The sequence below is a fragment of the Bacillus sp. FSL K6-1006 genome (assembly GCF_038593175.1).
GTDB classification, from domain to species: Bacteria; Bacillota; Bacilli; order Bacillales; family Bacillaceae; genus Bacillus; species Bacillus safensis.
Map to the genome: position 1 here is coordinate 2,559,971 of NZ_CP151970.1, position 25,223 is coordinate 2,585,193.

The 25,223-nt window shown below is 38.4% G+C and carries 46 protein-coding genes; 2 read left to right on the top strand and 44 right to left on the bottom strand.

Translation table 11 applies throughout. The features are described from left to right. Nucleotides 1-59: 59 nt before the first annotated feature. From NSS65_RS13265 to NSS65_RS13370, 22 genes are all read right to left on the bottom strand, one after another. The gene (locus tag NSS65_RS13265) at nucleotides 60-404 is read right to left on the bottom strand and encodes a hypothetical protein (protein ID WP_099682828.1); all 345 of its coding nucleotides are present in this window, start codon (nucleotides 402-404) and stop codon (nucleotides 60-62) included. Nucleotides 405-459: 55 nt separating this feature from the next. Further along, nucleotides 460-1,074, bottom strand: coding sequence for a major tail protein (locus tag NSS65_RS13270; protein ID WP_342467283.1), 615 nt, complete (start codon nucleotides 1,072-1,074; stop codon nucleotides 460-462). 2 nt (nucleotides 1,075-1,076) lie between these two features. After that, on the bottom strand, nucleotides 1,077-1,475 hold the full coding sequence (locus NSS65_RS13275; RefSeq protein ID WP_342467284.1) for a DUF3168 domain-containing protein: 399 nt from the start codon (nucleotides 1,473-1,475) through the stop codon (nucleotides 1,077-1,079). Next, nucleotides 1,472-1,876 (bottom strand): HK97-gp10 family putative phage morphogenesis protein, encoded by a 405-nt coding sequence (locus tag NSS65_RS13280; protein ID WP_268431066.1) that lies wholly within the window; start codon nucleotides 1,874-1,876, stop codon nucleotides 1,472-1,474. Before NSS65_RS13280 ends, NSS65_RS13275 begins: the two co-directional genes overlap by 4 nt. Continuing rightward, complete coding sequence (locus tag NSS65_RS13285) at nucleotides 1,876-2,190, bottom strand: phage head closure protein (RefSeq protein ID WP_342467285.1); 315 nt, start codon at nucleotides 2,188-2,190, stop codon at nucleotides 1,876-1,878. Before NSS65_RS13285 ends, NSS65_RS13280 begins: the two co-directional genes overlap by 1 nt. Next, nucleotides 2,180-2,482, bottom strand: coding sequence for a head-tail connector protein (locus tag NSS65_RS13290; RefSeq protein WP_342467286.1), 303 nt, complete (start codon nucleotides 2,480-2,482; stop codon nucleotides 2,180-2,182). The genes NSS65_RS13285 and NSS65_RS13290 overlap by 11 nt, the downstream gene beginning before the upstream one ends. Nucleotides 2,483-2,494: 12 nt before the next feature. Beyond that, nucleotides 2,495-2,866, bottom strand: a complete 372-nt coding sequence (locus tag NSS65_RS13295; protein ID WP_342467287.1) for a collagen-like protein — start codon at nucleotides 2,864-2,866, stop codon at nucleotides 2,495-2,497. A gap of 27 nt (nucleotides 2,867-2,893) precedes the next feature. After that, complete coding sequence (locus NSS65_RS13300) at nucleotides 2,894-4,168, bottom strand: phage major capsid protein (RefSeq protein ID WP_342467288.1); 1,275 nt, start codon at nucleotides 4,166-4,168, stop codon at nucleotides 2,894-2,896. A 38-nt stretch (nucleotides 4,169-4,206) separates the two neighbouring features. Next, on the bottom strand, nucleotides 4,207-4,926 hold the full coding sequence (locus NSS65_RS13305) for a head maturation protease, ClpP-related (RefSeq protein WP_342467289.1): 720 nt from the start codon (nucleotides 4,924-4,926) through the stop codon (nucleotides 4,207-4,209). Then, nucleotides 4,883-6,178, bottom strand: coding sequence for a phage portal protein (locus NSS65_RS13310; protein WP_342467290.1), 1,296 nt, complete (start codon nucleotides 6,176-6,178; stop codon nucleotides 4,883-4,885). Before NSS65_RS13310 ends, NSS65_RS13305 begins: the two co-directional genes overlap by 44 nt. A 2-nt stretch (nucleotides 6,179-6,180) precedes the next feature. After that, nucleotides 6,181-6,375 carry a DUF1056 domain-containing protein gene (locus tag NSS65_RS13315; RefSeq protein ID WP_144626667.1) on the bottom strand — a complete coding sequence of 65 codons (195 nt, stop codon included), beginning with the start codon at nucleotides 6,373-6,375 and terminating at the stop codon, nucleotides 6,181-6,183. 15 nt (nucleotides 6,376-6,390) lie between these two features. Further along, on the bottom strand, nucleotides 6,391-8,082 hold the full coding sequence (locus tag NSS65_RS13320) for a terminase TerL endonuclease subunit (protein ID WP_342467379.1): 1,692 nt from the start codon (nucleotides 8,080-8,082) through the stop codon (nucleotides 6,391-6,393). Between the two features lie 14 nt (nucleotides 8,083-8,096). Continuing rightward, on the bottom strand, nucleotides 8,097-8,612 hold the full coding sequence (locus NSS65_RS13325) for a phage terminase small subunit P27 family (protein WP_144455648.1): 516 nt from the start codon (nucleotides 8,610-8,612) through the stop codon (nucleotides 8,097-8,099). Nucleotides 8,613-8,841: 229 nt separating this feature from the next. Next, nucleotides 8,842-9,207 (bottom strand): HNH endonuclease, encoded by a 366-nt coding sequence (locus NSS65_RS13330; RefSeq protein WP_173408469.1) that lies wholly within the window; start codon nucleotides 9,205-9,207, stop codon nucleotides 8,842-8,844. Next, complete coding sequence (locus NSS65_RS13335) at nucleotides 9,197-9,553, bottom strand: hypothetical protein (RefSeq protein ID WP_173408287.1); 357 nt, start codon at nucleotides 9,551-9,553, stop codon at nucleotides 9,197-9,199. The genes NSS65_RS13330 and NSS65_RS13335 overlap by 11 nt, the downstream gene beginning before the upstream one ends. 489 nt (nucleotides 9,554-10,042) lie before the next feature. Further along, the gene (locus NSS65_RS13340; protein WP_342467291.1) at nucleotides 10,043-10,582 is read right to left on the bottom strand and encodes a hypothetical protein; all 540 of its coding nucleotides are present in this window, start codon (nucleotides 10,580-10,582) and stop codon (nucleotides 10,043-10,045) included. A gap of 178 nt (nucleotides 10,583-10,760) precedes the next feature. Then, nucleotides 10,761-11,486, bottom strand: coding sequence for a hypothetical protein (locus NSS65_RS13345; RefSeq protein ID WP_342467292.1), 726 nt, complete (start codon nucleotides 11,484-11,486; stop codon nucleotides 10,761-10,763). Between the two features lie 219 nt (nucleotides 11,487-11,705). Further along, nucleotides 11,706-12,248, bottom strand: a complete 543-nt coding sequence (locus NSS65_RS13350) for a site-specific integrase (RefSeq protein ID WP_111292423.1) — start codon at nucleotides 12,246-12,248, stop codon at nucleotides 11,706-11,708. Next, the gene (locus tag NSS65_RS13355; RefSeq protein WP_342467293.1) at nucleotides 12,245-12,730 is read right to left on the bottom strand and encodes an ArpU family phage packaging/lysis transcriptional regulator; all 486 of its coding nucleotides are present in this window, start codon (nucleotides 12,728-12,730) and stop codon (nucleotides 12,245-12,247) included. Before NSS65_RS13355 ends, NSS65_RS13350 begins: the two co-directional genes overlap by 4 nt. A 14-nt stretch (nucleotides 12,731-12,744) precedes the next feature. After that, nucleotides 12,745-12,867, bottom strand: a complete 123-nt coding sequence (locus NSS65_RS13360) for a hypothetical protein (protein WP_342467294.1) — start codon at nucleotides 12,865-12,867, stop codon at nucleotides 12,745-12,747. A gap of 392 nt (nucleotides 12,868-13,259) precedes the next feature. Then, nucleotides 13,260-13,508, bottom strand: a complete 249-nt coding sequence (locus NSS65_RS13365) for a hypothetical protein (RefSeq protein WP_342467295.1) — start codon at nucleotides 13,506-13,508, stop codon at nucleotides 13,260-13,262. Between the two features lie 11 nt (nucleotides 13,509-13,519). Next, nucleotides 13,520-13,945 (bottom strand): hypothetical protein, encoded by a 426-nt coding sequence (locus NSS65_RS13370; protein WP_342467296.1) that lies wholly within the window; start codon nucleotides 13,943-13,945, stop codon nucleotides 13,520-13,522. Nucleotides 13,946-14,066: 121 nt separating this feature from the next. On the opposite strand from NSS65_RS13370, the gene NSS65_RS13375 reads away from it, so the two are divergent. Next, nucleotides 14,067-14,339 carry a hypothetical protein gene (locus NSS65_RS13375; RefSeq protein WP_041092020.1) on the top strand — a complete coding sequence of 91 codons (273 nt, stop codon included), beginning with the start codon at nucleotides 14,067-14,069 and terminating at the stop codon, nucleotides 14,337-14,339. Nucleotides 14,340-14,378: 39 nt separating this feature from the next. Here NSS65_RS13375 and NSS65_RS13380 read toward each other — a convergent pair whose 3' ends face one another. From NSS65_RS13380 to NSS65_RS13470, 19 genes are all read right to left on the bottom strand, one after another. Beyond that, nucleotides 14,379-14,861, bottom strand: a complete 483-nt coding sequence (locus NSS65_RS13380) for a hypothetical protein (protein WP_342467297.1) — start codon at nucleotides 14,859-14,861, stop codon at nucleotides 14,379-14,381. Then, entirely contained in the window at nucleotides 14,858-15,289 is a 432-nt protein-coding gene (locus tag NSS65_RS13385) for a YopX family protein (RefSeq protein WP_342467298.1), read from the bottom strand. Before NSS65_RS13385 ends, NSS65_RS13380 begins: the two co-directional genes overlap by 4 nt. Next, entirely contained in the window at nucleotides 15,289-15,660 is a 372-nt protein-coding gene (locus NSS65_RS13390; RefSeq protein WP_342467299.1) for a hypothetical protein, read from the bottom strand. The genes NSS65_RS13385 and NSS65_RS13390 overlap by 1 nt, the downstream gene beginning before the upstream one ends. A 3-nt stretch (nucleotides 15,661-15,663) precedes the next feature. Then, nucleotides 15,664-15,972, bottom strand: a complete 309-nt coding sequence (locus NSS65_RS13395) for a hypothetical protein (protein WP_342467300.1) — start codon at nucleotides 15,970-15,972, stop codon at nucleotides 15,664-15,666. Nucleotides 15,973-15,974: 2 nt separating this feature from the next. Then, nucleotides 15,975-16,613 (bottom strand): dUTP diphosphatase, encoded by a 639-nt coding sequence (locus tag NSS65_RS13400; RefSeq protein WP_342467301.1) that lies wholly within the window; start codon nucleotides 16,611-16,613, stop codon nucleotides 15,975-15,977. A gap of 21 nt (nucleotides 16,614-16,634) precedes the next feature. Continuing rightward, nucleotides 16,635-17,087: a hypothetical protein gene (locus NSS65_RS13405; RefSeq protein ID WP_342467302.1), complete on the bottom strand. Its 453-nt coding sequence runs from the start codon at nucleotides 17,085-17,087 to the stop codon at nucleotides 16,635-16,637. Between the two features lie 230 nt (nucleotides 17,088-17,317). Then, nucleotides 17,318-18,577, bottom strand: a complete 1,260-nt coding sequence (locus tag NSS65_RS13410; protein WP_342467303.1) for a DNA cytosine methyltransferase — start codon at nucleotides 18,575-18,577, stop codon at nucleotides 17,318-17,320. After that, nucleotides 18,574-18,822, bottom strand: a complete 249-nt coding sequence (locus NSS65_RS13415) for a hypothetical protein (protein WP_342467304.1) — start codon at nucleotides 18,820-18,822, stop codon at nucleotides 18,574-18,576. The genes NSS65_RS13410 and NSS65_RS13415 overlap by 4 nt, the downstream gene beginning before the upstream one ends. Next, on the bottom strand, nucleotides 18,819-19,067 hold the full coding sequence (locus NSS65_RS13420) for a hypothetical protein (RefSeq protein ID WP_342467305.1): 249 nt from the start codon (nucleotides 19,065-19,067) through the stop codon (nucleotides 18,819-18,821). The genes NSS65_RS13415 and NSS65_RS13420 overlap by 4 nt, the downstream gene beginning before the upstream one ends. Nucleotides 19,068-19,100: 33 nt before the next feature. Next, nucleotides 19,101-19,310, bottom strand: a complete 210-nt coding sequence (locus NSS65_RS13425) for an XtrA/YqaO family protein (RefSeq protein WP_117731257.1) — start codon at nucleotides 19,308-19,310, stop codon at nucleotides 19,101-19,103. A gap of 70 nt (nucleotides 19,311-19,380) precedes the next feature. Continuing rightward, nucleotides 19,381-19,554: a hypothetical protein gene (locus NSS65_RS13430; RefSeq protein WP_187441847.1), complete on the bottom strand. Its 174-nt coding sequence runs from the start codon at nucleotides 19,552-19,554 to the stop codon at nucleotides 19,381-19,383. A gap of 15 nt (nucleotides 19,555-19,569) precedes the next feature. After that, entirely contained in the window at nucleotides 19,570-19,710 is a 141-nt protein-coding gene (locus tag NSS65_RS13435; protein WP_117731258.1) for a BH0509 family protein, read from the bottom strand. Continuing rightward, nucleotides 19,710-19,850 carry a hypothetical protein gene (locus NSS65_RS13440; RefSeq protein ID WP_342467306.1) on the bottom strand — a complete coding sequence of 47 codons (141 nt, stop codon included), beginning with the start codon at nucleotides 19,848-19,850 and terminating at the stop codon, nucleotides 19,710-19,712. The genes NSS65_RS13435 and NSS65_RS13440 overlap by 1 nt, the downstream gene beginning before the upstream one ends. Then, nucleotides 19,819-20,349 (bottom strand): hypothetical protein, encoded by a 531-nt coding sequence (locus NSS65_RS13445; protein WP_342467307.1) that lies wholly within the window; start codon nucleotides 20,347-20,349, stop codon nucleotides 19,819-19,821. Before NSS65_RS13445 ends, NSS65_RS13440 begins: the two co-directional genes overlap by 32 nt. Continuing rightward, nucleotides 20,346-20,501, bottom strand: coding sequence for a hypothetical protein (locus tag NSS65_RS13450; protein ID WP_342467308.1), 156 nt, complete (start codon nucleotides 20,499-20,501; stop codon nucleotides 20,346-20,348). Before NSS65_RS13450 ends, NSS65_RS13445 begins: the two co-directional genes overlap by 4 nt. Nucleotides 20,502-20,609: 108 nt before the next feature. Further along, nucleotides 20,610-21,476: an ATP-binding protein gene (locus tag NSS65_RS13455; protein WP_342467309.1), complete on the bottom strand. Its 867-nt coding sequence runs from the start codon at nucleotides 21,474-21,476 to the stop codon at nucleotides 20,610-20,612. Continuing rightward, nucleotides 21,415-22,275: a conserved phage C-terminal domain-containing protein gene (locus NSS65_RS13460; protein ID WP_342467310.1), complete on the bottom strand. Its 861-nt coding sequence runs from the start codon at nucleotides 22,273-22,275 to the stop codon at nucleotides 21,415-21,417. The genes NSS65_RS13455 and NSS65_RS13460 overlap by 62 nt, the downstream gene beginning before the upstream one ends. Before the next feature lie 59 nt (nucleotides 22,276-22,334). Continuing rightward, nucleotides 22,335-22,502 (bottom strand): hypothetical protein, encoded by a 168-nt coding sequence (locus NSS65_RS13465; protein ID WP_342467311.1) that lies wholly within the window; start codon nucleotides 22,500-22,502, stop codon nucleotides 22,335-22,337. Nucleotides 22,503-22,582: 80 nt separating this feature from the next. Beyond that, nucleotides 22,583-22,786 (bottom strand): helix-turn-helix transcriptional regulator, encoded by a 204-nt coding sequence (locus NSS65_RS13470; protein WP_017358231.1) that lies wholly within the window; start codon nucleotides 22,784-22,786, stop codon nucleotides 22,583-22,585. A 171-nt stretch (nucleotides 22,787-22,957) separates the two neighbouring features. Here NSS65_RS13470 and NSS65_RS13475 point away from each other — a divergent pair, with 171 nt between their 5' ends. Then, nucleotides 22,958-23,386, top strand: a complete 429-nt coding sequence (locus NSS65_RS13475; protein ID WP_017358232.1) for a helix-turn-helix transcriptional regulator — start codon at nucleotides 22,958-22,960, stop codon at nucleotides 23,384-23,386. 224 nt (nucleotides 23,387-23,610) lie between these two features. Here the strand turns inward: NSS65_RS13475 and NSS65_RS13480 are convergent, their stop codons facing one another. The 3 genes from NSS65_RS13480 to NSS65_RS13490 form a co-directional block, all read right to left on the bottom strand. Then, nucleotides 23,611-23,745 (bottom strand): hypothetical protein, encoded by a 135-nt coding sequence (locus tag NSS65_RS13480; RefSeq protein WP_017358233.1) that lies wholly within the window; start codon nucleotides 23,743-23,745, stop codon nucleotides 23,611-23,613. A 19-nt stretch (nucleotides 23,746-23,764) separates the two neighbouring features. After that, entirely contained in the window at nucleotides 23,765-24,868 is a 1,104-nt protein-coding gene (locus tag NSS65_RS13485; protein ID WP_342467312.1) for an AimR family lysis-lysogeny pheromone receptor, read from the bottom strand. Between the two features lie 141 nt (nucleotides 24,869-25,009). Continuing rightward, nucleotides 25,010-25,222, bottom strand: coding sequence for a LuxR C-terminal-related transcriptional regulator (locus tag NSS65_RS13490; RefSeq protein WP_342467313.1), 213 nt, complete (start codon nucleotides 25,220-25,222; stop codon nucleotides 25,010-25,012). Nucleotide 25,223: the final 1 nt, after the last annotated feature.

The window sequence follows — 25,223 nt, forward strand, 5'->3', positions numbered from 1 at the left end:
CTCAAGTAAAGTGGTATAGATTTTATTTAATTGATCTTTGCCGTTTTTTAATGGCTCATTTACGCCTTCATGTCGGGCAAAAAATCTTTTTCTTCCTGCGTTTCCGCCACTTTAATTCCCATGATTTCCAACATGACTTTTCTGACTGCATTCGCAATTTCAAAGGATTGGAAGCCTTCTCGAAATTGGTCAAAAGTAAATTGATTTTGAAATACACGCACAATGAATTTGATTCGTTCGTCCATACTTTTGACAAGTTCTTTTGCATTCTCCGCCTCTGTTGCTTTTTCATCTAACTCAAAAGCCTCATAGAGTGTTTTTGCGTTTGTTCGTGGCGCAATAAACGTTTTGTGTTTTTTCTCTTCTTCGAACCAAATAGAGATAGAAATTTGTTTTTGAGTCATAGTGACTCCCCCTTATTTTTATTTTCCAATTAAAAAAGAGAGCTTTTCAGCCCTCTTAAGCACCTTTTCCAATATCAACGCTGCTACCGTTTTCTGTTTTATCATCTTTGTATGCTTCTCCAAAAACAGACTTGTAAAAAGCATCAAGATTAAAGTTTTCAGCATCTTCATCCGTGACAACTTTGAAAAGGTCATCCTGCTCACGATCAACAAATTCCGCAGACAGTTTAATGGTTTGGAAATCTGTCTTATCTTCCTTTGTCTTCCACTCATCGCCCGGCAGAGAAAAACGCCCTTTTACTAAACCAACATGACGAGACTTCCCGTTTGCTTTTGGACCTTCAAACGTCATTGCGACCCATGGTGGGGTAATGTTCTTTTTGAACAGGTATAACCCGTTGTTGTCCTGTTCAATTCCTAGCAGCTTCGCAAGAATTTCCATTGGGAGATCCCGCATTTCGATTTCTAGCTTTGTAGAACCAGTTGAAACCACTAAATCGACCAGTTTGTTATCTGCGTACTGCTTCTCGGTTGATGTCTCAGTTTCCACCTTCATATTGATTGCGTACTCATACTTTAGAATTTCAGTAGGCACAAAGAATTTACCTTTCTTTTGCAATGGTGCAAACTGAACATTTTCCAAACCAGTTACTGAACTGTACTCAGCCATAGTTAGCCTCCTAGTATTATATTTTTTTCAAAACGATACCCTTTTCTTATCAATCTCTCTTTCTCTAAAAAGTCATTGATAGGTATAGTTGGCGCAAAATCTAAACGCTCCATCACATCCCCGATTGCAGCCATGATGGGTTGCGGATCAGCATTGTGATAAACATCTATTTGATAGGTTGCGCTATCTTGTATAGGCCGGTTATCAGCCCATTTGATCGGTTTATAGTTGACTTCTTGCAGCACGACATACGGTGGACTCGACTTTGTACCCTCTGGCACTGCAAGCTCATAGATGTCATCTTTGTCTATTAAAGACAAAAGCGCTGGATCATTCTCCAACGCTTCAAAAATGGCATTCTTGCAAGTATCTGCACGCCTTATTAAGTTTTGATTGATCATAATTTGCTCAGCGCCTGTCGGTATTTATCTGCTACTCTTCGTATAGCCTCATCCCATTTCTGTTCGACAGTTCTCGTAAAGAATTTTTGCGCAGGCTGATGTAAGGTGCCGAATTCAGGAAAGTGTATTCTCCATTGTGTGTCCTTACGTGACTTGGATTTCGGCCAACCAACCGCCACATATTTCACTCCGTCACCATCAGTGCGAAGCCGGGTAATATCAAGATCATCCTGCATGTGTTTTTGGGCCTTGTCTGATCTCGGTGTGTTTGGGTGCAATTCATCTTTTATCACTGTTGCGCCAGCTGTGAGAGCTTCTTTATGCATTTTGCTTACTTTTCTTTGCATGTTTCCAATAGCATTTTCTAATTCCTCTAAGCCATCGATTTGTAAATTAAACATCACTTCACCGCCTTTGCCCTAACTGTGAGGAAATGAAGCCTTGAATGATTCGGTAATATAGACTCAATTTCGTAAGTTTTCCCTTTGAATAAGAGCCTCATATGTTCGTCAATGTCTTCCCGGTGGCGAATGGTGAACTTGATTGTATGTTCTTTTTGGATAGCAGCTGCAGCATAATATTCAGCGCCATTTAAGCCCTCTGCTTTGGCCCAGCACTCAACCACGGTTTCCCAGCCATTGTCACCATCGACAGGCAAACGGTTCTTTTCTTTTTTCTGCTGAAACTGGATGCGGTGCCTCATGTCATTCAGCATTTATTTGACCGTCCTCAACCACGTATTTTAGTTGATTGACCATTGTTGTGAGCACCCCATCAAGATTCGAGGTCGTGCCTGATATTTGCCTATTCTCATACCAATGAGTTGTAAATGACATGACCGCCAACTCTGCTTGCGCTAAATTGTTAGGGAATTTTAAACCAGTTGCATTCGTGATGTACTCCTTTGCTGCAGCGATGAAATGTAAAATCAAATCATCCTCCGCATCACCATCAATGCGGAGGTATTTTTTCGCTTTTTCAAGCTCTTTTTGTTCTGCCTCAGTCATTTGGCATCACCTTTATTCAGATTTTGGGTTTTCTAAAGCTTCGACCTTATTTTGCAATTCAGTGATCATTTCTTTTACTGCAGAATTGAGATTCTCCCACATAACACTGCCAGTGCCTAAAGTACGAGAGTTAACAGATTTATCTGCTAGGTGTTTATTTGTAACTGAGCCTTCCTCAATTACAGCAGCATCACCCTTATCACCTTTCGGCCCCTGCTCTCCCGGATCACCTTTTGGTCCTTTTTCACCTTGCATCCCTTGAATGAAGAGAGGGTTTTCTTCGCTATTTCCTTTTAAATAAACAGGCGTGATAGGTTTACCGTCTGCGCCCGCCTCTGCAGATGTTAATACTCCATTACTTTCATTCAAAAAATCTTTAGCCATAATTAATCCATTCCTTTCAATTTTTATTTATTTTCCAGCGTCTACAGCTTTGTCTTCATCTTTTTCAGGCGGCTCAATGACTTCAATTCCAGTAAATTCTGCAAAAACAATTGCTTCCTCGTCTGCTAACGCGACATCATCCCTTTGAATAACTCTTACATCTGTTGAGTTTCGATAGAAGGCTTTCCCGCCTACATCAGTAGATTTAATCGAATACTGTTGTCGATCAAAGAGCTTAATTGCTTCTTTCAAATCACCGATAATTAATGGATATTTTGGGTTACTCTTAGTTCCGCCATTCGGAAGGAATTTGTTTGAAATTTTATGAACAGTTTTTTCAAACAGTAATTTCTTGGTTTTGTTCGTTGGATCTGGTTGTAAAAGATAATTTCCGTTTTTGTCTTTTAATTTATCAAGATAGTTAAATCCTGATTGATTTGTTACGAAGATAGTTGTTTCTTCAATAGCTGGATCAAGAGTAACGTTAGTGATATCTTTAATGTCATCAGTGGTAGAAATAGATTGTTTTTTAAGTGTTTCTAATATTTTTAATATATTCACATTTCTCGTAACAGCTGATTTTTTTCCTAACCAATTGACTAAGAACTCCATGAGTGCTTCTCTTGTATCACTCAATAAATCATTTGAAAGAACTAAAATACCCGCACGATCCTTGATGACATATTTAATTCGCTCAAATTTAGGATTTTCTAATTCATCAATATCTTCTAATTCGTCTACATCAACTAAAGGTGTCATATCAGCATACTTTTCGTAAGTTCTAGCACCTTTGTTCGTACTAACTGGAATAATATCAACTAAATTTGCTAAAGAATCAAACTGACGTCGTTTTTCAGTGATTTTCGTCGTGATGTCTTCTGGAACAATTAAACCTCCATCTTCATCCACAGACTCTTTCATTGCAGCCAGTGGTGCAGGCGCTCTTCCTTTTAGAATGGCATCTGCAAATAATTCTGTATGATTTAATACTTGTTTACCGCTGACATCGTTTGAAACAACCTGCGATTTAACACCCTGATCATCCTGCTGATCCTCATCACCGTAATCAACATACATATTTCGCATTTCTTCATAGTTTTGAATTTGTTCTTTCAAAACCTGCGCCTCAGCAAGCATTGTTTTAGCTTCATCAACCTTGCCCTCATCATTTAGGGCCATGATCTTATCACGTTTTTCCGCTAAAGCTTGGCGGAGTTCTCTTTCTTTTACTGTCATACCTTCCTTAGCGAAGAATTGGATAGGCAGACGCAACAATTTGTTCTGTGTTTTTGATTTTTCCAAAATGGTTTCCTCCTCAAATTTCCCATAAAAAAACACCCCTAAATTTCTAGGAGTGCTGCATGTATGGCATTCTGTTGTTGTCTCAAGCTGATGATGTGCTCTCGATTGCTTTCAGGTTCTTTGGTTAGTTTTGCAACGATTTTAGCAGGGATGTTTTTGAACTGAGAAACAACGTTCTCATCTATCTGTGCAGCAACATTTTTCTCCTCGGTGACCGCATCAGCTAACCCATATTGCAACGCCTCATCAGCTGTTAACCATGTTTCATTATCTAAAAGGTCACGCAAGGTCGATTCTTCTAGTTTCTCTCCTGCCTTTGCCAAATAGGTTGAAACAATGCTATCAGTGATTTTGTCCAAGTCTTCTGCAGCTTTTCTAAATTCTGCAGCATTACCGATCATACCCATGTAAGGGTTATGGATCATCATCATTGAATTACTCGGCATCGTGATCGTGTCGCCAGCCATTGCAATGACAGAAGCAATGCTTCCTGCTAGTGCATCAACATAAACATTTATCTTCGCTTTATGCCGCTGCAGCATCGAGTGAATGGCTTGTCCCTCAAATACATCACCACCCGGTGAATTAATATAGAGGTCAATTTCGGCGACTTCGCCCAAATCTTTCAAATCTGCTTGAAATGCTTTAGAAGAACTTTCACTAAACCAACCTTCTCCAGTAATGGAACCATACAAAGTTATTTCTGCAGAAACATCATTCAGTGGCTTCATGTTCCAATACTTCTTGTTTTTCTTCATCTCCGTCACCCCCTTTCAGATTCTTCTTACTCACCCTGCTTAACTGATATTCTTTCATGATTGAAAGGGGAACTAGATTCAAATTACCAAAATGCTCATCACCGATTTCACCAATACCTGTCATATCCTCTTTTTCTAGGATTTTATTAATAGTGAATGCCCCGACACGCTGCATGACTTCATAAAATTCAGCTCTTGTTTTACTGTCTCCACGTAGTTCTGTTTCCAGGTTAAATTTAAAATAAAATCCTTCTTTTAATTGAGCAGGCGTAAGGATTTTATCGTTCAATTCTTGTTCAATATTTGTCACGATAGGCTGCAGGGTTGTTTTCACGTAATCCAAAGACTGTGACTCGATATTCGAGAAGGTCGCTCGATCCAATTCACCAATTTTATGAGGTGGCACTTTGTAGATGGAGGCTATTTGCTGACGATTCCATTTCATTGATTCAATGAATTGAGCATCTTTCATAGGCATTGTTACTTGTGAATAATCAAGACCCGCATCAAGTACCGCAATGGATTGCCCTGCATTGACTTCTTCCCAATCTTCTCTAAGAACCTTCTTACTCTCTCTATTCAACAAAGACGGTGTTTTGATTACACCAAACGGTGCCCCGCCATTCTTGTAAAACTTAGCATTAAATTTTGTGGCTGCCCTATTTGATCCAATATTATCTCGAATAACAGATATAGGCGTTTGACCTACGATGCCATCTAAAGATAGGTTTTTGAAATGCAGGACTTCATGATAGTGCAGTTCAACATACTTTCCATTGATCGTAGTTGAGTACCAAACCTTCCCAGTATCCGGGTCAATATTTGTATTTGTTGATTCTGGATTTAGTGGATAAATAGCTTCTACATCCCCATCACGATTATAGACAAGACGATTGTAGCTGTTTCCCCACGTTGCCATTCTCAACATGACAAGAGCTTTCCACGTAAAACTGGTCATATACGGGTTTACCTTATGCAAAATCATCCTGCTAATGTCGTTTTGAATAGTCTTTACGCTTCCTTCTTTGCTCTGAAATAATTTTATAGGGAGTTTGGCTGCATCTTCGGCAAGCACTTTCACGCAAGCGTACACATCTGGGTGTAAAATCGCATTCTCAGAAGAGACATGCTCCCCTGATGACGTTTCAACACCAGCAAATATGTTTCGAAACCACTTAGCAGGACTCAATAGAGAACCGCTATCTTCTTCCGCTACACGATTTTCAATCTTCGGTCGTCCTCGTAATAACAAATTCATTCACCCCTGTCTATTTCATCTTCTTTATTTTGATTCAGGGTGATTCTGCTAATTAAAAAAGCAGTGGAAACGAAAAAAACACCTGAGACAAAAAGCCCGGTGTTTACTGATATTCTAAAACATGCAATTGCAATTAAAACCATTCCAAGTATAAGGAAAACATCCTCTAAGTATTTTGACCACTCTTTCATTCAACAGCTCTCCTTCTAAAAACTAAATTGGCCAGACTGGATATATTCATTTAAGTCAAAATGCTGATTTACTTGACTGGCTCTCACATGAGCGTTTATAAGTGCAGCTGCTGGATCAATACGTTGAGTCGATTTTGATTTATCAAGCATGATGTTCTCCTGTGCGTCAATCTTTGTAACGGCATTCCCCATCGCCCACGTTAATAGATCATTGTTGTCATGGATTAATTTTCGCGCTTTAGCTTTCTCACGTAAATCTTTGGTAGGCTCAGATAAGGTTTGCACCCCTTGCCTGATCTCGATCATGACATATCCATCAGCTTCCATCTGCTGCGCAAACTGCGTTGCGTTATATGGATCATATCCAATCTCTTTGATTTTCCAACCTTGATCCTTTTCCATTCTTTTAATGTACGCACGGATATAATCATAATCAACGACAGCTCCATCAGTAAGAGTTAGCCAACCTTTTTTGACCCATAGATCATATGGTACCTTGTCAGTTTTCATCCTCTCATGAAACGTATCTTCTGGCATGAAGCCGTGTGCTGTAACATAATACATCCCATTTTCGAGTGGAAATTCAAAACTGGCCGCTGTTAAATCAATTCGTTTTGATAGGTCAATCCCTGCATAACATTCCTTACCTTTTAAATCTGGTAGACCTTCATTCAACCCGCAATCAGACCATGCTTGCATATCCATATATCCGTTTGATCGCATGTTCACCCAAATATCCATATTTTTGGTGAGGAAATCACGCATTTTTTCCGGTACATTCAAAGCCATTTCCAAACGCCGTCTTAAATAATTTATGCCAAACTCGTGTTTTGCAAGTATCGGATTTGCTTTTTCCCATTTACTCTCGTCTTTAATATCATCATCTTCATCTAACTCATTAATCATTGCAAAGTAATGGTCATTTTTCTCTACCATATTTGGATCTAAAAGACGAGAAGCAAAATTGTACTCGACACGGTAAGCAGGATTATTCAATTCAGGTCCAGCAGTCGTGATAATTACCATTAAAGGTTGTGATCTTGCTCCCATACCCGATTCAATAACATCATATATTTCTGATGTTGGATGAGCATGATATTCATCAATAATTCCACATTGAGGGTTAAATCCATCTCCGGTTTTCCCGGCATCTTTTGCAAGTGGTGTGATAATTGATTTTGTTTTAATATGTTCAATTGTCCCATATGCTACCTTATATTTTTTTGATGGTTTATTGAGAAGGTCGCTACCCTCAATTTGAGCATTTATTTCTTTCCAGCAAATCTTAGCCTGCTCTTTTTTGGTTGCACCTATATAAACCTCCGACATACTTTCTCCAAGCGCCATTGCTTCATATGACCCAACAGTTGCTAAGCTTTGAGTCTTTGCATTTTTACGGCCAACTTGCCAATACACAGTTGTAAAACGGCGAATATCGGTATCTTTGTGGACCCATCCATAGACATTGCCAAAAATGAAAATCTGAATAGGATCAGGATCAATATTTTCACCTGCTAATGGTCCTTTGGTATGTTTAAATTGAGTCATCCAAAAAAGAAATCTGCGGGCCTTTTCTTCATCGAATACATATGGAAACTCTTCTTTTCCTTCTCGTTCAACATCATTCAAAAAACGCTGACAGGCCCAAATGTGTTTTTGACAAGCTACAATTTTCCCTTGTAGAACATCATTTGAGTAATCAATCATAAACTGCTTAATTGTCACACGTTATCAAACTCCTTTTCAGCAGCCGTCTTTTCCCGAATCTCCTGCGTTTTGGTGATCGCTAGTTTTGCACGGGCTGATGGAGTAAGACCAAAATCATTTGCAGCTGACTTCATTTGATCAAAGAAGTTCTTTTGTCTTTTCAATAATGGGTGTTCTTCTCCAATTAATTCAATTGGATTTCCGTCCTCATCAAATCCATCTTTATGAACCATGAGTCCATCTTCTTCTATCACTTTAGTTATTGAAATGTATTGTGAATAGGCATTACAATAGGCGGCCAACATGCTGATGTCTGCCTCCGTTATAATGTCCACTTCCTTTAATAGCTCGGCAATCCGTTTGAATTCCTTTTTAGCAACCTTATCCAACCAGGATGGAGGTTTAATATTGTTTGATCTCATTTTCATTTTCTGTTCTTGTTCAGCACGCATCGCAAGTTCATCTGTGTTTTTCTTATTTGGATTGCCCTGTATTAACTGAAGCGTTGCGGATTTTGCAGGTCTCGGCATATTTTTCACCTCATTCCGTTTCATTTTTTTGAAATTTATGCTTGTTTTTGAACGAAATCATGCTATGATCGAATTAACAACAAAACCAGTCGTACCAAGCCCTCTCGGTATTTTCGCCGAGGGGGTTTTTCGTGTTTTTGGAAACTTTGAAAAGCGGTGTTTGTTTGTAGACGACGGCTCACCGATCTTCACGAAGCCGTTTTCTAGGGATTTAATGCCGGGGGGGTACTTATGACCCTCGCTTGCCATGAACCTTGTTGTGACAGCTATTACACATGCTTTCGAGGTTATTTAAATCTAATCGTTTGTTCCAATCCTGTTTTAGCTCCACTATGTGATGAACCATGACAGCAGGAACGACACGATCTTGCTTTAAACAGCTTTGACAAAGGTAATTGTCTCGCATTAGAACAAGTTGTCTTGTCTGTTTCCACTCTTTCGATTTGTAAAAGCTTGTTGATTGTTTATCTCGAACATGTTTGTTGTAATACTTTGCCTCCTGCTGCTTGCCATCAGCATGAGCAGGACAATAACCATCCCTAGTTAAATCTCTGCACCCTCGCACCTTACACTCTCTCAATGGTTTAGGTGGCATTGGATTCACCAGCTTCCTTCTGATCTATCATTGCGAACAAAACAAAGGCATGAAGATGCCCTACTTTCTGTACGGCATAAAACTCCCTGTACTCCCTTTGATATGATGCTAGATAGGATCGTGCTGCTTCATAGGATAGAATCTGGCTGACATGCAGGAGGCTGTCAATAGCTTGCCTGTCCCTCACACCGTAAGAACCGAGCATGCCTAACCCCCTGATGATCTCTCCATCTGCCCATATGCATCCCCTTTTATTAAGGGCTTTAAGTCCGTTATACAATTGGTCTGTCCTTATTGCGTGTCCAATTGCTGTGTTAATGATTAGTTCCCTGAGTGAGTTGTCCACGTGGTGTCCCTCCCCAAAATAAAAAGCACCCCAAGGATGCTATGAATTATTCAATCTTTGTTTCGCTTCATCAATTAGAGGAAGCATAAGGCGTTTGACGCTTTCGTGTAACTGCGTATACTTTTCAAAACGCCGTTGTGCGCTTCTATGTGTCGTTGCTTGTTCATAAAAGCTGCGTGCCTTTCTCAATTCTCGCAGTTTCTGACGGATGACTTTATTTGTAGCAGAAACAACATTCGAGTTTCCACAATGAGGACAGGTGAAGAATTGAATTACAATTCCTTTCGCTTCTTTTATCTCTCTCACTTCCAAGCGTAATATGTTTGGCATTTCTCGCAAGAAACATTATTCATTTTATTGCACCTTATTCTCCACATAATAAAAGCACCTATCACAAAGACAGGTGCTTCAAAATTTATTTTGTAACATTATTTTAAAAAGACAATTCGCCAGCATCTACCCTAAAAAATCCTACAAATTAAAGCAACTTTAATCGTTGCTTACGTCTTCTGTCCTATTAGTATTTAATTGGGTGTTAAATGGCTGTTGATTAAAAACAACAAAGGTAAATTTTTTTGAGTAAATTTTGATAGAAATGTCGCTAAAATAAGCAACTAATTTAACTTTATCTCCTGGCTTAAAACCGTGCGAATGTAACTTATTGTTTATTTCTTTTGCTCCAATATTGATATTTTCTCTTTCACCTATGTCTAGTTTAATTCCATCATGAAGGTTTCTATAAAACACTACTTTTCCATCTCTTTTTTTCCAACGGAATTTATGAACTAGTATTCCTTTATGCAGAATGGTTATTGGTATAAACCCTTTGTTTATAAGTCTGATTCTATAGAAATCATTATACTGATTTTTCTCCTCCCTTTTAAACACCATTTTAGCCTTTGTCCTTACGTTATTCCATGACAAATACAATGTAATAGTTACTGTTATTAAAGTAACAAATGCTACAGCAAAATTGGATAGTGCTGATATTGCTTCCCATTTAATGGTTGGATTATCTAAAAAATTCATTATATTCATACCTCCTACCTTTATATCGGTAAAAGATAATTAAATAGCACCATTCGCGAAAATTGTCGAACAAAAAGCGACCTCCGCAATGGAAGTCGCTCTCAATTTACTACCTAATACCATCATAACCGCTCTCAGACAAAATGCTTTGCCAAGATTGTGCCAAAAGTGTGCCATACTAAAATTCTGAAATTCTGCTAATGTACTTGGTTAGTAACTTCCCTCCAGATGTCATTACATAAAAATTATCTGCTTCTTTTCTTTTATTCTCAAAATCATTTATCTCTGTAGACATGTCAACCGATGTACTTACAAATAATAATTGAGTTGCTGCAGCTTTATCTAAAGTCATTAGCATACTTATTTCATCTAAGTTACTATGTTTTATTTTACGAAGAATGTCTATCAAACCAATTTTCTCTTCTGATTTTTCAACAAATACAGATTGTATAATATTAAAATTCACAATATCCACATCATAAAATTCTGTTAGAGCTTTAATAGCAATTAGATCTTCATGTTTAATAACATCCCGCTTCTCTACAATATCTTTTAAAATTGTCCCCATTATGACACATGCTTTACTTGAGTTAGAAAACAGTATTTTAGATAAAGTATCACTAATAAATTCAGCTTTATCCTCATCATCAACATATTTAATTAATTTTTCTAATTGAGCTTGTGAGGGATCTTCATTCATGCTAAACCCTTTTAAAAATGATTGTAATTTTTTCCTATTGAATAATTTTGCTGAGTTGTTTAAAAAACCCACAACTCTCGAAGAATCTCCTATCAACTGAACATAATCATTATCCAATATATGGTTTTTCACTTGTAAATAACTTTCCATATGCTTTATTGCTCTGTCTAAAATGTTTTCTTCGCCTTTAACAATATTATTCATATAAATCCTCCTTTTCCATATATTATACACTTTTGATTATCCACACAATCCACCAATTCATCATATCTATTAGTCTGTCCAACTGGATAAATCGCTGTATCCCTTGCCCCTCTTGCTTTTCAGCTATTCCCTTAAAATGAGTTGGACATTTTCTCATTATGGTTAATTGAAGAAAAAGAACGCAAAAAAAGACCCACCAGCCATTTGAACAGGTGAGTCTTATAAACCGAAATCGTCCATTGCTTTGTCCATAGCGTCTTGTGTAATTCCAATGTATCTCAATGTAATGTCAGGACTTGAATGGTTAAATATTTCTTGTAATAAGGCAACGTCTTTATGTTTTTTATAATTCCAGTAGCCGAATGTTTTTCTGAGTGTATGAGTACCTATGCTATCAAGCCCGACATAGTCCGCTGCCTCTCTCATAATGTTATATGCACTGCTGCGGCTGATTGGTTTGTTGAGTCCTTCTCTACTTTTAAAAAGGTATTCTTGATCATCTTTGTCCTTGATATATTGATCTATCGCTTTTCGAAGCGTTTTGTTTATTTTGATTCTTTTTTCTTTACCTGTTTTTTGTTCTCTTAGCGATACATATTGCTTCCTTACATCCTTCACCCTCAATTCCAGCAGATCGGATATACGCAAGCCTAAATTAATTCCGGCCACAAAAAGCAGCAGGTTTCGTTTGTTTCTCTCACCTAAATACTTCTTAATATAATGGATCTGATCAAGGTCCCTTATTGGCTGAACAAAATTCATGATTTATCCACCTGCTTATATACTTCTTCTCTAAGCGCGAATGCCAGTCTATAATATGCTTTGTTTTTAACACGATAATAATTCCTTTGGCTGAGTCCCATTTCTGCGTAAATCTCGTAATCATACATTTCTTCATCCTGCATATAGAGCATAACTAAAATACGGCGCTCTTTTTGCGTAAGACGATTAATGCCCCTTTCGATTCGCTTCATGTATTTTTCCCGTTCAATCTCCCAATCCATTTTTTTAAGCGCTGCTTCTTCTGTGGTTGAGTGGAACTGATTTGAGAAACTCGGCGGCGTAATGGTGTATGTTGTTGTGATTTTAGGGAGAAAGTCCTCCGGTGTTTGCAACCTAAGCATTTTATATTTTCCCATCATCTTTTCCATTTTGAATCTTGTTTTTTCCTCGTCAATTTGAGGGATATCTAAATTCATTTGATCTGTTTGTTCGTTTGGATTCTTATCATATTTATTAGTCATCCCAATCACTCCTCTTATTTTCGGCGCATGGCCCCGCCTTTGGCTCTTTTCAGTCTTTGCATGTTTTGCCCCATGAGCTCTTTTATCTCTCTTTCTGTAAGCTGCTGCGGCTGTTTTTTCGGACTTTCCTTCTTCATGGTGTTGCTCCTTTCCGACAAAAAGAAAACGGACACCAACCAGCACCCTTAAAAGGTGTTGATCAGTGTCCGCAGGCTCTCCGTCTTGGACTTATTTAACTGTTTTCAAATTCTTTTTCACATTTCTTATTACAAAAATCTTTACCAGATACTATTTCTTTCTCACAGTTAATGCAGTAATCTACACAATCTTCTTCACACCCCGCTAAATGGCAAATCGGACATAACATCTTCATTCCTCCGTCTACTAAATTGTATCTATGAAAATATGTTCCCAATCATCGTCGCCTTCGGAATAATTCTCCATGATATACAAATAGCACTTTGATTTATCATCTGATTCAAAAAGTATTGCAGTGGACCTGTCGTCATATACTCTATATTTCATTCCGCTACCTCCATCTTGTATCTTCCTCATTATTTCCCGACGCTAAATCTTCTGTTTTCCCCATCAGTTTATGGCACTGCTTACAATAGGCTTTTGTTCCCCCGTGGTGCGACAGGCCATCATACATAGCGCCTTGTTCTTCTTCTAGATCACCAGAAGAATTGTAGTATTTCTGAGCTGTTCCAGTTATTCTTTCTCTTGTGTAGAATCCTTTGTCACTCTTGCAATGGGGGCATACGATTTTATTTGTCATTCCACTACCTCCTATCGAATGTTGAATTTAACGGACTCAAAGGTCCCGATGTATTTTGTCTTTGCTGAATCGGTGTAGCAATCAAGCTGGATCACGTATGTTCCTTTACCGGTACGCTTGCGAATTTCACTCACGCTAAACGACTTTAGAGGCGCGGACGCTTTAAAGCTGCCTCTTTGCACTAGGTTAGTATCTGTTAACCCGCCATTGGATCTCTTTTTGTAAACGCCAGCGGTGTAATAAAGCGTGCTCGATCCCTTCTTTTCCGCTCTCCAATCAACGGTAGATGCTCCTGCATAGTAATTGGTGTCATCCGTAAAGACTCGTGCTTGGTGACCATATCCCTCAGTTTGCCAGTTCGACCATACCGCTTGCGCAGACGGCGCATAAAGCACCGCCGCAATAATAATAGTTAGTGTGATTAGTAGTTTTTTCATTTCACAACCCCCGATATTTATTCCCATATAAGTTAAATAAATTTTTATATGGTCTATTTTTGAATATATAGTATTATTAAACTTGTAAGACTATTATCCCAAATGAAAAGGAGCATCAATCATGCAAATCAGAAAAGTAATTGCAAGTTCAGTTCTATCACTCGCTTTGCTATTTTCTTCATCTGCTTTTTTTACTGCACAAGCAGACGCTGCTACTCCTAACGAAACATGGAAGCATTGTACTTCTGAAATATTTGGTCCATACTCTTCAAGAAATGCAATACCAGCAATTTATAACGACGGCACCTATAATTGGTATCTAAAAGGTGCGCAAACTTACTCAGGTATTTGGTATGGCGCATATGAGCGTTGCTGGTACTCGACATTGACGTGAATATTACTTTTAAAAGAGGGAAAAATCCCTCTTTTTTATTTATAGCAAGCTGCCATCAATGATCAGCACCATTTCTTCTTCACTTGTTAAATGTTCAAGCACTTCTTTGACTGGTATCACGTTGTTGTCCTCTCCATTTACTCGGCTGTATATGATTGCTGCATATGCTTCTGTAACTTCGGTTATTTCTTCTGATAATCCGCCATCATCATCAGCGACAACATCAGTATAGATTGTCATAGCATTTTCATCGTTTTTCGCTTTGATCAGTGCGTAATACGGCTCGTTCACCTCATAAAACTTCATTTCTTCTTTTTTGCTTTTAACCTGTTCCTCCAGTAACTGAATGGCCGTTTCAAGGTATGTCGCAAGATCCAACGTTTCTTCAAGTCCGTGCTGTAACCATCCTTTTAAGTCGTGGGAAGAGGTATCAACCTCAACCCCGTACTTTTGCAGGCCTTTTTCCTGCTGTTGGTGTAGTTTTTCAATCACTTTTGAAATAATCGGGTTATTTTCGTTCATCGTGCTTCCTCCTTTAGAAGACCGGGATTTTGATAGATGTTGCCGACGACCGCATAGCTTTTCACAGAAGGATCGCTTTCGCTTTTCAGCCAGCTTAATGCGTTCATTTCGCAATCAATCCACGGTAACAAATCAAATGCAGGATAATTGTCATCGGCTCTAAATTTAACTTCTCCAATATAGTAAGGGTGTTCTGAAAAGGCTTCGTCATAAGTGATTAAGATGATATCCCCCTCATAAATTTCATTTCCTTCTGAATCTATCAATCCAGTAAACAAGTTCCGGGTGATCAATTCGTAATCGGTCTCATTGAAGCATGACGACAGCTTTTGTGCTGCCCGCTCTTCTAATTGGCTGATTGAATATACCTTAGTTTCAATGTTTCCGGTGGCTCGGTGTTTAAAGACATATCTGATTACAATATCCATCAGGCTTGCTCCTTCCAGTGAGGGTAATCCTCAAAATCCCCTATATGCTCATCATGTGAAGCCGCATACTCTTTCTTTGTCATGTCCCAGCAGTCTTTACACATGCTTGAGCCGATGTCACCCATAAAAGGAGAAGGACGTACTTTGTTTGAAAGTTCATCGCAGTAATCACACAAGCCGCCATTATGAAAATCAAGCTCGATCTTTGCTAGTTGCTCATCACTTATTTCAACTTGTCCGATTGGTTCTTGATAGAAAGCGTGTGTTTCTACTAATTCAGGAACCCCGCTAAAAGCTTTATGCTGACTCTTTTCGCCTGCTCCAAGATCAATAACGAGTCTATCGTCAATCAAATATAGTGAGTAGTTCATAACCTAGTAACCCTCCTCATGTCTTTCCTTGATTGTTTTATACTGATCCAGTGTTAAATCAACATGAACAGGATCGTAGCAATTTTTGAGATCATTAAAATCAAAGAGGAAAGTTACACTGCGACACCAGTTGTAAAAATCGGCTAAATCTTTATCGGTTGGTTTTTTACGATCTATTCTGATAATGCACAACGCATCCATCAAATCTGCTACATCCCCGTTAGGATCGGTTAAATCCATAAAATCAGGTCCATCACTTAGATAACGTTCTGTGTATTTATTTTTAAATGCAATCGCTGGTACAGTGTTCATAATCAGTAACCCTCCTGCTGCCGCTTATGATTGACGGCGTTTTTGTTCAAATACGCTTCTTCGATTTGTTCAGGAGTGAAGCCTAAAACTTCTCCTAATTGCAAGAATTGATACATCGCAACATGGTACTTCTCGTGCTCCAAGAATAAAAATATCCTATCCCATTTACCAATCAGTCTAAAAATAGAATTGAAGAACCCTGTAATATCATTGGTGAGTGTAAGCAATTTAATCGGAACATACTCTTTAACCCCGATCGTATTTCCAATTGATAAGAAAAAGTGCAAGCAGTCCACGTATTCTTCTAAGAGTGGGTTATTCGTGCCAGTCGTTCCTTCTCCGTTGCATTCTTCACATTTGATATATTCGTGACCGCCCATACCTTCTGCGTCCTCTGCGACCCTCTCGTAATTCTCATCACCAGTTCCCATGCAAAGGGAACATTCTATCAACTTTTCCGTGCATGGCTGCTGGTCATTGCTCCAGAACTTAAAGCCGCGCCATTCGTTAGCGCATTCCGCTAGTTCAACTTGTAAAGCTAAGATAAGTCCGGGAAGAAGGTCTTGACCTTCCAGCCCTTTTTCTCGGATGATGCGGTTGTCTAACTCTTTTTGCATTTCAAACATTTTTTCAAGGTTCATTTTAGTTGGCCCCTTTTCGATTTAATTTAATGAGAATGATGGAACTGCTCGAAATTCAATGTTTTTTCGTTGTCTGGACCAACCGTTTATAAATGGTTTTGAATCCCTGTAAAGAACCTCAAACATTTCTTTACAAATATCTCTATGAAACTTCCATATCATTAACTCTTCATTCAACGATCCTTCAATATCTTTACGTTCCCATAAGTTCCAATCATCCCATGCATCACTTTCCAGCCAACTTTCTAAATCATAATCTGATTCAAAGACGAAGAAAGAATCGCCATAATCGAGGGAATACAGTAAAAACAAATTATCGTGATAGTTATTTTCCTCCATAGATTCTAATACTCTACTAGGATTAATTTTCAATGAGATTTCTCTTGCTTCAGTTCTTTCAGCATCCGTTTTTTTCAGTTCGTCCTTTATAAATTCAACCGCTTCCCTAAGTGTTTCAAACACATGTTTACTCATACCGTTTCCTCCTGCTTAACATATTGGTTAAACTCAGATAGCTTCTTAAAACAATCCTTACAAAAGCGTGTGCTGGTTTGATTTCCCTTAACTTCGATAACTTCATCGTAAGGATATTGCACCCAATTCCCGTTCACTGTGGCTCTGTCGCAATAATTGCACGAGCCAGCTTCTTTTCTCTTTTCTATCCGAATTTCCACAGGATCTATTCCTCCTAAGCCGCTAGGCTGTTAGTTTGCTTTGCTATAATATTTGTTCATATGCTCAGGTACACATATCTCAGGGAGGTTAGCCCTCACCAGCTGCTCTGCGAATTGCGGTGGAACACTATTCCCCACCCTTCGTATTTGGTCCGATTTATTACCGATGTTAAATGTATATCCAGGCGGGAACCCCTGCCCTGCAAATAGTTCATTTGGTTGCAACATACGCAATCCGATGTCTGCGATCCTCTGACCATTTGTGCAAACAGTTGTTAATGCGAAACGATCTTTGGTTGTAATGGTATGCAATGGCTCGTCTAATCGCTGTCCTACTCCTTGACCGTAATACTTAGTCAAAAATGCAACTGTCACTAATCCGAATCTATTGCCGCCAGCTGTGATTGTGTGTAATGGCCGATCAAGCGAAAGGCCTCTTACATCCTTTTCTGATTGCTCTGTGTAATAGCTGATTAAGAATGCCGCTTTGCTCTTATCCGGCACCATTACAGGACTTGGATTGTTCACAATGAATTTATCAATGCCTCGTTTGATTCGTTTCATCGTATTTTCAACTAGTGGCCGTTTCCTGCTGAATATACTAGGAACCCCTATGGACCAATCTATAATTTCGTAAGACGATCGCCACGGCTTGAGCTTTCCTGTTTGAACAAGAAGACTTTTAGGATCACCATGTGTTGGCTTCGGCCATACGATTTCTTTTCCGTCACATCTTGCAACCATGAAGAATCTTTTTCTTATGGTTGGCGCTCCATAGTCGCAGGCCGTCAACTCTCTGAACTGTACTTCATATCCAAGTGATTCAAGCGTTTTAACGAATGATTGAAATGTTTGCCCCTTTTGTTCCTTGATCGGTTTACCTTCTTTAGAGACAGGCCCCCAATCTTTGAATTCCTCAACGTTCTCGAGCATGATGACGCGCGGTTTTACCGCTATCGCCCATCTAACAGCAATCCACGCAAGCCCTCTGATACTCTGTTTTACAGGCTTGCCGCCTTTTGCTTTTGAATGGTGTGTACAGTCAGGGGAAAACCATGCTAGACCAACTTTTCGCCCTTTAACTGCTTGTTTAGGATCAACATCCCACACACTCTCACAATAATGTTCCGTGTCAGGATGGTTCACCTCATGCATTGCAATGGCAGCAGGATCATGGTTGATAGCAATATCAACTGATAAGCCTGTCGCAAGCTCAATGCCTGTGCTTGCTCCCCCACCACCTGCAAAGTTGTCTACAATGATTTCTCTAAATAGATCAATCTGTTTCATTGCATCAACCCAGCAATCGTTATAATCCCCATGAAAAACAGCAGCGTGAAGATGACAGGCCCGTTTGATTCCCTTTTAGCCATGACTACATTGCCCTCTATGATTAGGTCAGGGCAGTAGTCAGCAAGCACTGGTACGAAAAATGTGGGTACGCCTATATATGCAGCAGCAGCATCAATCGTCATCGCTTTGTTTTTGCAGGCTTTGACGGCCTGCGACAGTTCGACGTGTTTTGGTAGACTCATACTCTTTCACCGTCCAATCCCTTTCCAAAAGCTCGTTCGTATTTCTTCTCGATGTTTCTCATTGCTGCTAATCCACCTCTGTGGAATTCATCTTTACATGCTTCGTAATTACGCTGCTCCCAATTCAGTTCGTTTAAGAAAAGCTTTGAGAATCCGTCGATCTGCTGATTCTTATTCTCTATTTCTCTTTTCAAACGTGTCACCTCGTCAAAAAGGTCAACGTTTATTTGATCTTTTGATAACATCGCAATTCCTCCCCCGCAGGGGATAACCCCTGCTTACTTATTGAATTTAAATCCGTAGTCAAAACGTATTCGATCTAATTTGCCTTTAATGGTTTCGATTATCGTGTGTCCGTGCTCTGGTGCTTCTGTTATATGAGCCGTGTTATTAATCCCGTCTAGGACAATCACTTGAATTTTCCCCGGTTCAACATCAGCTGAAAAAAGGTCGTTTTTTTCTAATGTGATTCGTTGTGGTTCATTCACTTTGATCACTCCATGTGATATAATTAAGGTTCCTAATCTTTAATTACTCACATTGAACTGATGTGAATTCTTACCACTGAGATTCAACGTATTGATCTGTGCGCTTCCAACGCCAATCTATACGTCTGAGTCTTTTTTTGTATGGTTTTGGCGGATGCTTCTGCCTGTAAGCTGCCAATTCGTCGTCGGACATTATCCGTTTTTCAACTGGTCCTGCTTTGTATGGATTTTTAACAGTCTCCAATATGCACACCTCCTTTTATTCGTCACGCTGCGGAACGTTGAGATTATAGATTCTTTCGAGTTCTTCGTCAGACAGTTTTTCACAATGCTCACGTCCATAAGCTCCGTTTGAAAGACTCAACCACTCGATCATTAAAGCTCTATCATCACTGGTCATCACTTGATGCCTCCTCTCTTTTTGAGGTGGCGCATGGCTGCTGTCTTGATCCGTTTTGGACAATCTTCATACCGCGCAATCACTTCCAATTGCCGTGCTGTCGCTTTCTCAAATGGCAACAAGATGCTCTTTTTCTTCATGCTGCTTGTCCTCCTTTCCGAATACTCCGCCTTTACGTGGTTCGATCTTTCCTAACTCTGCTTGGTCAATTATCAACAACAGGATGTCATCGACTTTTCGCGCCAAACGATTTGCGATATGTCTGATTGGCTCATAGTCCTGCCACATCTGCCTAAACGCAATGATGTCTTTTTCATCCCATATGAAATCGCAGTTTGGACAAGCTTGATAAACGGGCTGACCCTCGAACAGTTTGCGTAACTCTCTCTTTTTTGAATTCATCACGCTCTTTTTGATATGCATAGGCTCGTTTGCGCCGACACCGTTCGGACGCTCCTTGATCTTTCCACGCTTGCTGAAATCAATCATCAGCATTAACACTTCTTCTTCCGGCCTGCGAAACAGCTCGGCCATTTCACTTAAAGACCTGCCTTCGTACCAGTAATCCAAAAAGCGTTTAAGACCTACGATTGTCCATTCAAAATTGAAATCTTCTAGGATGATTCTAGTGGCACTCATTTCATAATTTCCTTTCTGCGCCCAACCTCTTTATGCACAATATGCATGGATGCTGCCAGATTCTTTTCCACGTGCCAGTAACGAGGGTTCAACCCATTCACTACTAGGATTTTTCTTTCTAAGCGTGTTGGTTTTCTGCCGCCTTTTTTCATATTCAGCGCGCCTCCTTATGTTTTTTATATTCGTTCAGACTTATTTGCAGCTGATCTATTAAACTATCAACCTTCTCAGATGTGATTTTGCTCATGTTTTACACTCCCTTAGAACGGCAATTCTTCGTCACGCTTATCAAAGGTGTTTTTAAACAAAATGTATTTAGACTTTTTTGTCATGCGTGATACAAGTTTGGTGTCGTACATTTGTTTTAATTTGTCTCCAGTTAAATTGGAGGTGTAAATCGTTGCTTTATCCTGTCTAGCTGATGTGACTGCATAAAGTATCTTGTGTATAAAGTTGGTGGCTTCACTCTTTGAATGTTCAGATCCCGTCTCAGCTCCTACATCATCAATCACCAGATAATCCACATCACCTATAAGTCCTGTTACATAACCTTGGGTGAATTTGCTTTCTTTGTTGTGGAAAGAATCTTGAATGGCAAAAGCAGCATCAGCAAGGTTTACAAATAAGCATGATTTCCCCATATCTTCTGGGTTGTCAGGGTCAGGCGGTACATTGAGTGCTTTAAGTGCTGCATAAGCTAGATGACTTTTTCCTACTCCTGGATGACCCTGCAAAAAGATATTAAACACTTTTCCTTGTTTTAAATAACCGACAAGGTTCATCATGAGGCGCTTGTTCGCTGTTTCCTCTGGTTCAGATACTTTGTAATTATCAAACGTCGCTTTAGCAATGGTCCTGTCTCGGAAGATGCTGCGCTTCTCCAGCATGTTGAAATTCTTTGTACGCTGGCTAAACTCGATCTGCCTCTCCAAGTCTTTTTGGATCTTCTTCTCATCTGCCTCCAGTTCACACCGTGGACAGACCACCTTTCCATTGAGGATCATCATACGAACAGGCTTTACGACTTCCTCACTACCTCGTGTGAATGTGTGCTTATTACAGTAATCAGAATGGAAGGTCATTCTTGCGTTTAAGTCCTCCGCCACCACTGATTTGATACTCTGCATGCTTTATCACCCCCGCACCTTCATTCAGGTATCCTTCAAACTTTGTTCCAAACAATGTCGTTGGCTGCAGATATTTATTCATTTTGTCGTCTTTAAGCCATTGATTAGTTTTTGTAAGGATCACTGTTTTAAAATCTTCAAACCTGAACCCGTCATTCCAGCGTGCTTTAATTAGCCTTTGTGTAGCAGTAGAAGAATGTCTGAAAGACTTTCCTGTTACTTTGTTCAAAAGATCAACAATCAGTTTGAATGGAATTTCAGATTCTTGAGTTTTAAGGTCAACAGTCGGGTTTCCCGACAATATATCTTTTTTTTCTTTTTCTTTTTCTTTTTCTTTTTCTTTTTGTCCGCTTGTCGTCGACGTATCGTGCAACGTATCGTCGGCGTATCGTTCAAACACTTCTCTAATGCTGGTATTCTCGATTTTTGGATAAAGTACATTCATGAGAGATTTATCTTTAACCTCTCTCAATTCTTTAGTGACACAGTCTAATATTGGCTTTCCACCTTTATTCAAGTTGTATTTTGGCCAATTCTTTATTGCCATTTCCCTTGTGTCATTGTTGTAAAGTATCAGTTTGTGATGATTTACGAAGCGATCCATCAAGCTATTGACCGACTCAATGGAGTACCCTAAATCAAAAGCCATTTGCTTCTTGGTAATGGGGTATATTCCTATTTGAGTGGTGTTTGGGTTTGTAATAAGGTACAAATAAAAGTATCTATCTTCTGGTGTCAGTTCTTCTGTGACTTTTGGATCTTGCCAAAAAGTCGTGTGAACATGTCTATACTTAGCCATGTTTTAATCACCTCTTTTTGTGTTTAGCTTGTCCTTTAAAAAAAGGTGAAACAAAAGTTTCAAGCCTCTTTAATTTTTTTGTTCTTCTCTTTTTTTACTGGTTTCACTGGTGTGTAATAAGGCGCCACAGCCTCAGTAAACAATTTTTCTCTGTCTTCTGTTCCAAAGAAAATTTCCCCCACGAACAGGTTGCTTTTTTTCTTTTTCTTTTTCTTTCTTTGAGTCATAAGATCACCTCGAAACATAATATGCAATTTGGACAATGGGACTACCCTGCGAATTATGATTACTATAGGAAGCACTCAAGTTAAAAAAAATAAGCCGGTGGCAAATTTAATTTTTCACTTAGTTGAACTAAAGAAGAGTGCGAAGGGTTAGCTTTCCCTTTTTCCAACTTACATATATAAGAGCTAGAAAACCCTGTAACCAAGCCAAATTGACGTTGAGTTTCGTTTCTATCAGACCTTAGTTTTTTAATCTTTTCTGCGAAAGCAGCAGTTTCTTGGCCCACCGTTTTCACCCCCTTACACGCTTCCTAAAGGAAGCACAAGTAAAATATACCATCCTTCTGCTTTCAGTGCAACCATAAATTTCATAAATGTTTCTTATAGGAATCTTAAACATGGTATAATTAATATTGTTGTTACTAATCAGTGGCGTTAAATCGAGGTGACTTTATTTTATGGATAACAAGAAAAATGAGTTAATCGGAATAAACTTAAAAAGACTAAGACAAGAGCAAAAACCCAAACTATCTATTAGAAAGCTCGCTCAAGAAGTTGGTTTAAGTAACGGCTATTTATCAAAACTCGAAACGGGCAAAATCAAAAGTCCCTCTTTGGAGGCTTTGACCAAACTTGCAGATTTTTTCAATGTTGATCCCACTTACTTTGTGACTGATCCAAGTGACCTTGAAAAAATGGGTAAAGAAGCTGAGAAAGTAGTTTTCGCGAAAGAACTAACTCTTGAGAATATCAAAAATGCAAACATTATAGATGCAGATGGCAAACAAATAACAGATGATGAACGTAATTTCATGTTAGATGCCCTTAAAAATTACAGAGCTTCTAAGGCTAAATTTTTAGAAGACGATTCACCTGAAGAGGATTGATTTTGATCTTCTTTTTTTGTTGCTTCTAATATTTCCATTAATTCTTCATATTTTATAGCCATTTCTCTTCCCTCCAAGGAACTTTTGTTCTGTTTATATTTTCATCCATATTAGAAATATTTAAAAGAATTTCCTGTTTTCGTTTTTTTTGAAAACAGGAAACTTCCCCAGAAAACACGAAAGACGATACCTGATTATGGTAGCGTCTTTTTAACATCTTATATTTACATTCCCGGTCTTACATCTTTTGTTTCATATATTGTTTCTGGGTTGTTAGTGATAAGTGAGTGAATTTCCGAAACAACTATTGTTGCTCCTAGTGTAACTGTTAAAACAATTACATTGAAACGTTTAGTCATGTATAGCACCCCCTAACTCTTAGAGTGTATACCTAAATCCAATTCTATTCAATTCATTTTTTGGGAAACTTGCCCTGAAATAATCTTTGCTTTTTGAAAAATAATGATGTGATAATAGCAACTTTTCTGATGACGATTCTGTTATTCCATCAAAAAGAAGTGCATATTTATTATATCTTTCATCCTGATAAAATTTACTTAAATCCCCATCCTGTTTTAATAACCTGCTGAATTCACTCACTGCAAATTCATCATTAATTCTTTTATTCCAGTATTTTTGAAGAAAAGCTATTTCTTCTTTATTCTCAATTATTTCGGCCTGTCTATCAGGGAACTTAGAATAGAGTTCAATACATTTAAGATAATAAGAAATTGATTGTTCATAGGATTCTAGAAAATATGAAAGTCCTAAAACATGATAAGCAGTAATGTTGTGTGCTGTGCTGAAATTTCTATCCAAAATTCTGTTAGCAATTTTTCTCGATCGGATTAATTCTGTTTTTTGCTTCAAGTAAATATTAACCTGAATTTCATCTAACCTAGCTCCGTATGCCATTTTGAGAAACGGATCACTAACCTGAAACAACAAATCATTTAATTGATCAATCGTATAAATAGTTAAATCAAAAAGTCCATTCAAATAATAGTAATAAATTTGTAAGACCTTCACCATAATTTCAGTTTCCAAAAATGTGGTTTTAAATTTTCTCAGGTCATCTAAAAAGACGTTTCTTTCGAATGTAAATCTGGACTCCATCATTAGTGAATATAAGGAGCATAACTCTTGAGTCTTGGAATTCCTTTTGTTCTTATATTCCTGTGCAATAACATTTGTATAATCGTATAATTGTTTGGAATAACAATACTCCAAAGCAGCTGGAATATTCTTAGAACTAATACCTTCTTTAAAATAATTTAAAATAAGTTCAATTTCGTTCTCTTTGTCAATGTAATTAATGATCTTATGAACAATCCAGAACGAGACATCCTTACCATTTAAAAATTTGCTTAAATAACTACTGCTTATCCCCAGTTTTGTTGCAACTTGTTTTTGACTTTCTCTAGACATTTCTATTGAGTTTCTTAAATGTGTCCGTAAGTCTTTCGCGATTGTACTTGTCATATATGATCACCTTACCATTGTTAAATTTATCATGAAGTACAAAAAAATGTTGTCGGAAATTGTCGCAGAAGTATGAATTTTTGCTCTAATACACAAGTAATCACTTCTTGTAATTCAATTATAATCCTTTCGTGTAACTTATTAACATATGACTTTCGGAGTTATTTTGTTTATTCGAGGAATTAATTTGTAAAAGGTCTGCTTAGCATTCGAAATATGATTTCGAACAGTCTTTTCGCTAATAAAAAGCTCGCTTGCAATTTCTTTTGTTGTTTTATCTTGGACGAGCAATTCGAATACTTCTCTTTCTCTTTTGGTTAATAGCGGCTTGGATTGAAACTCTTTCTCCTTCAAG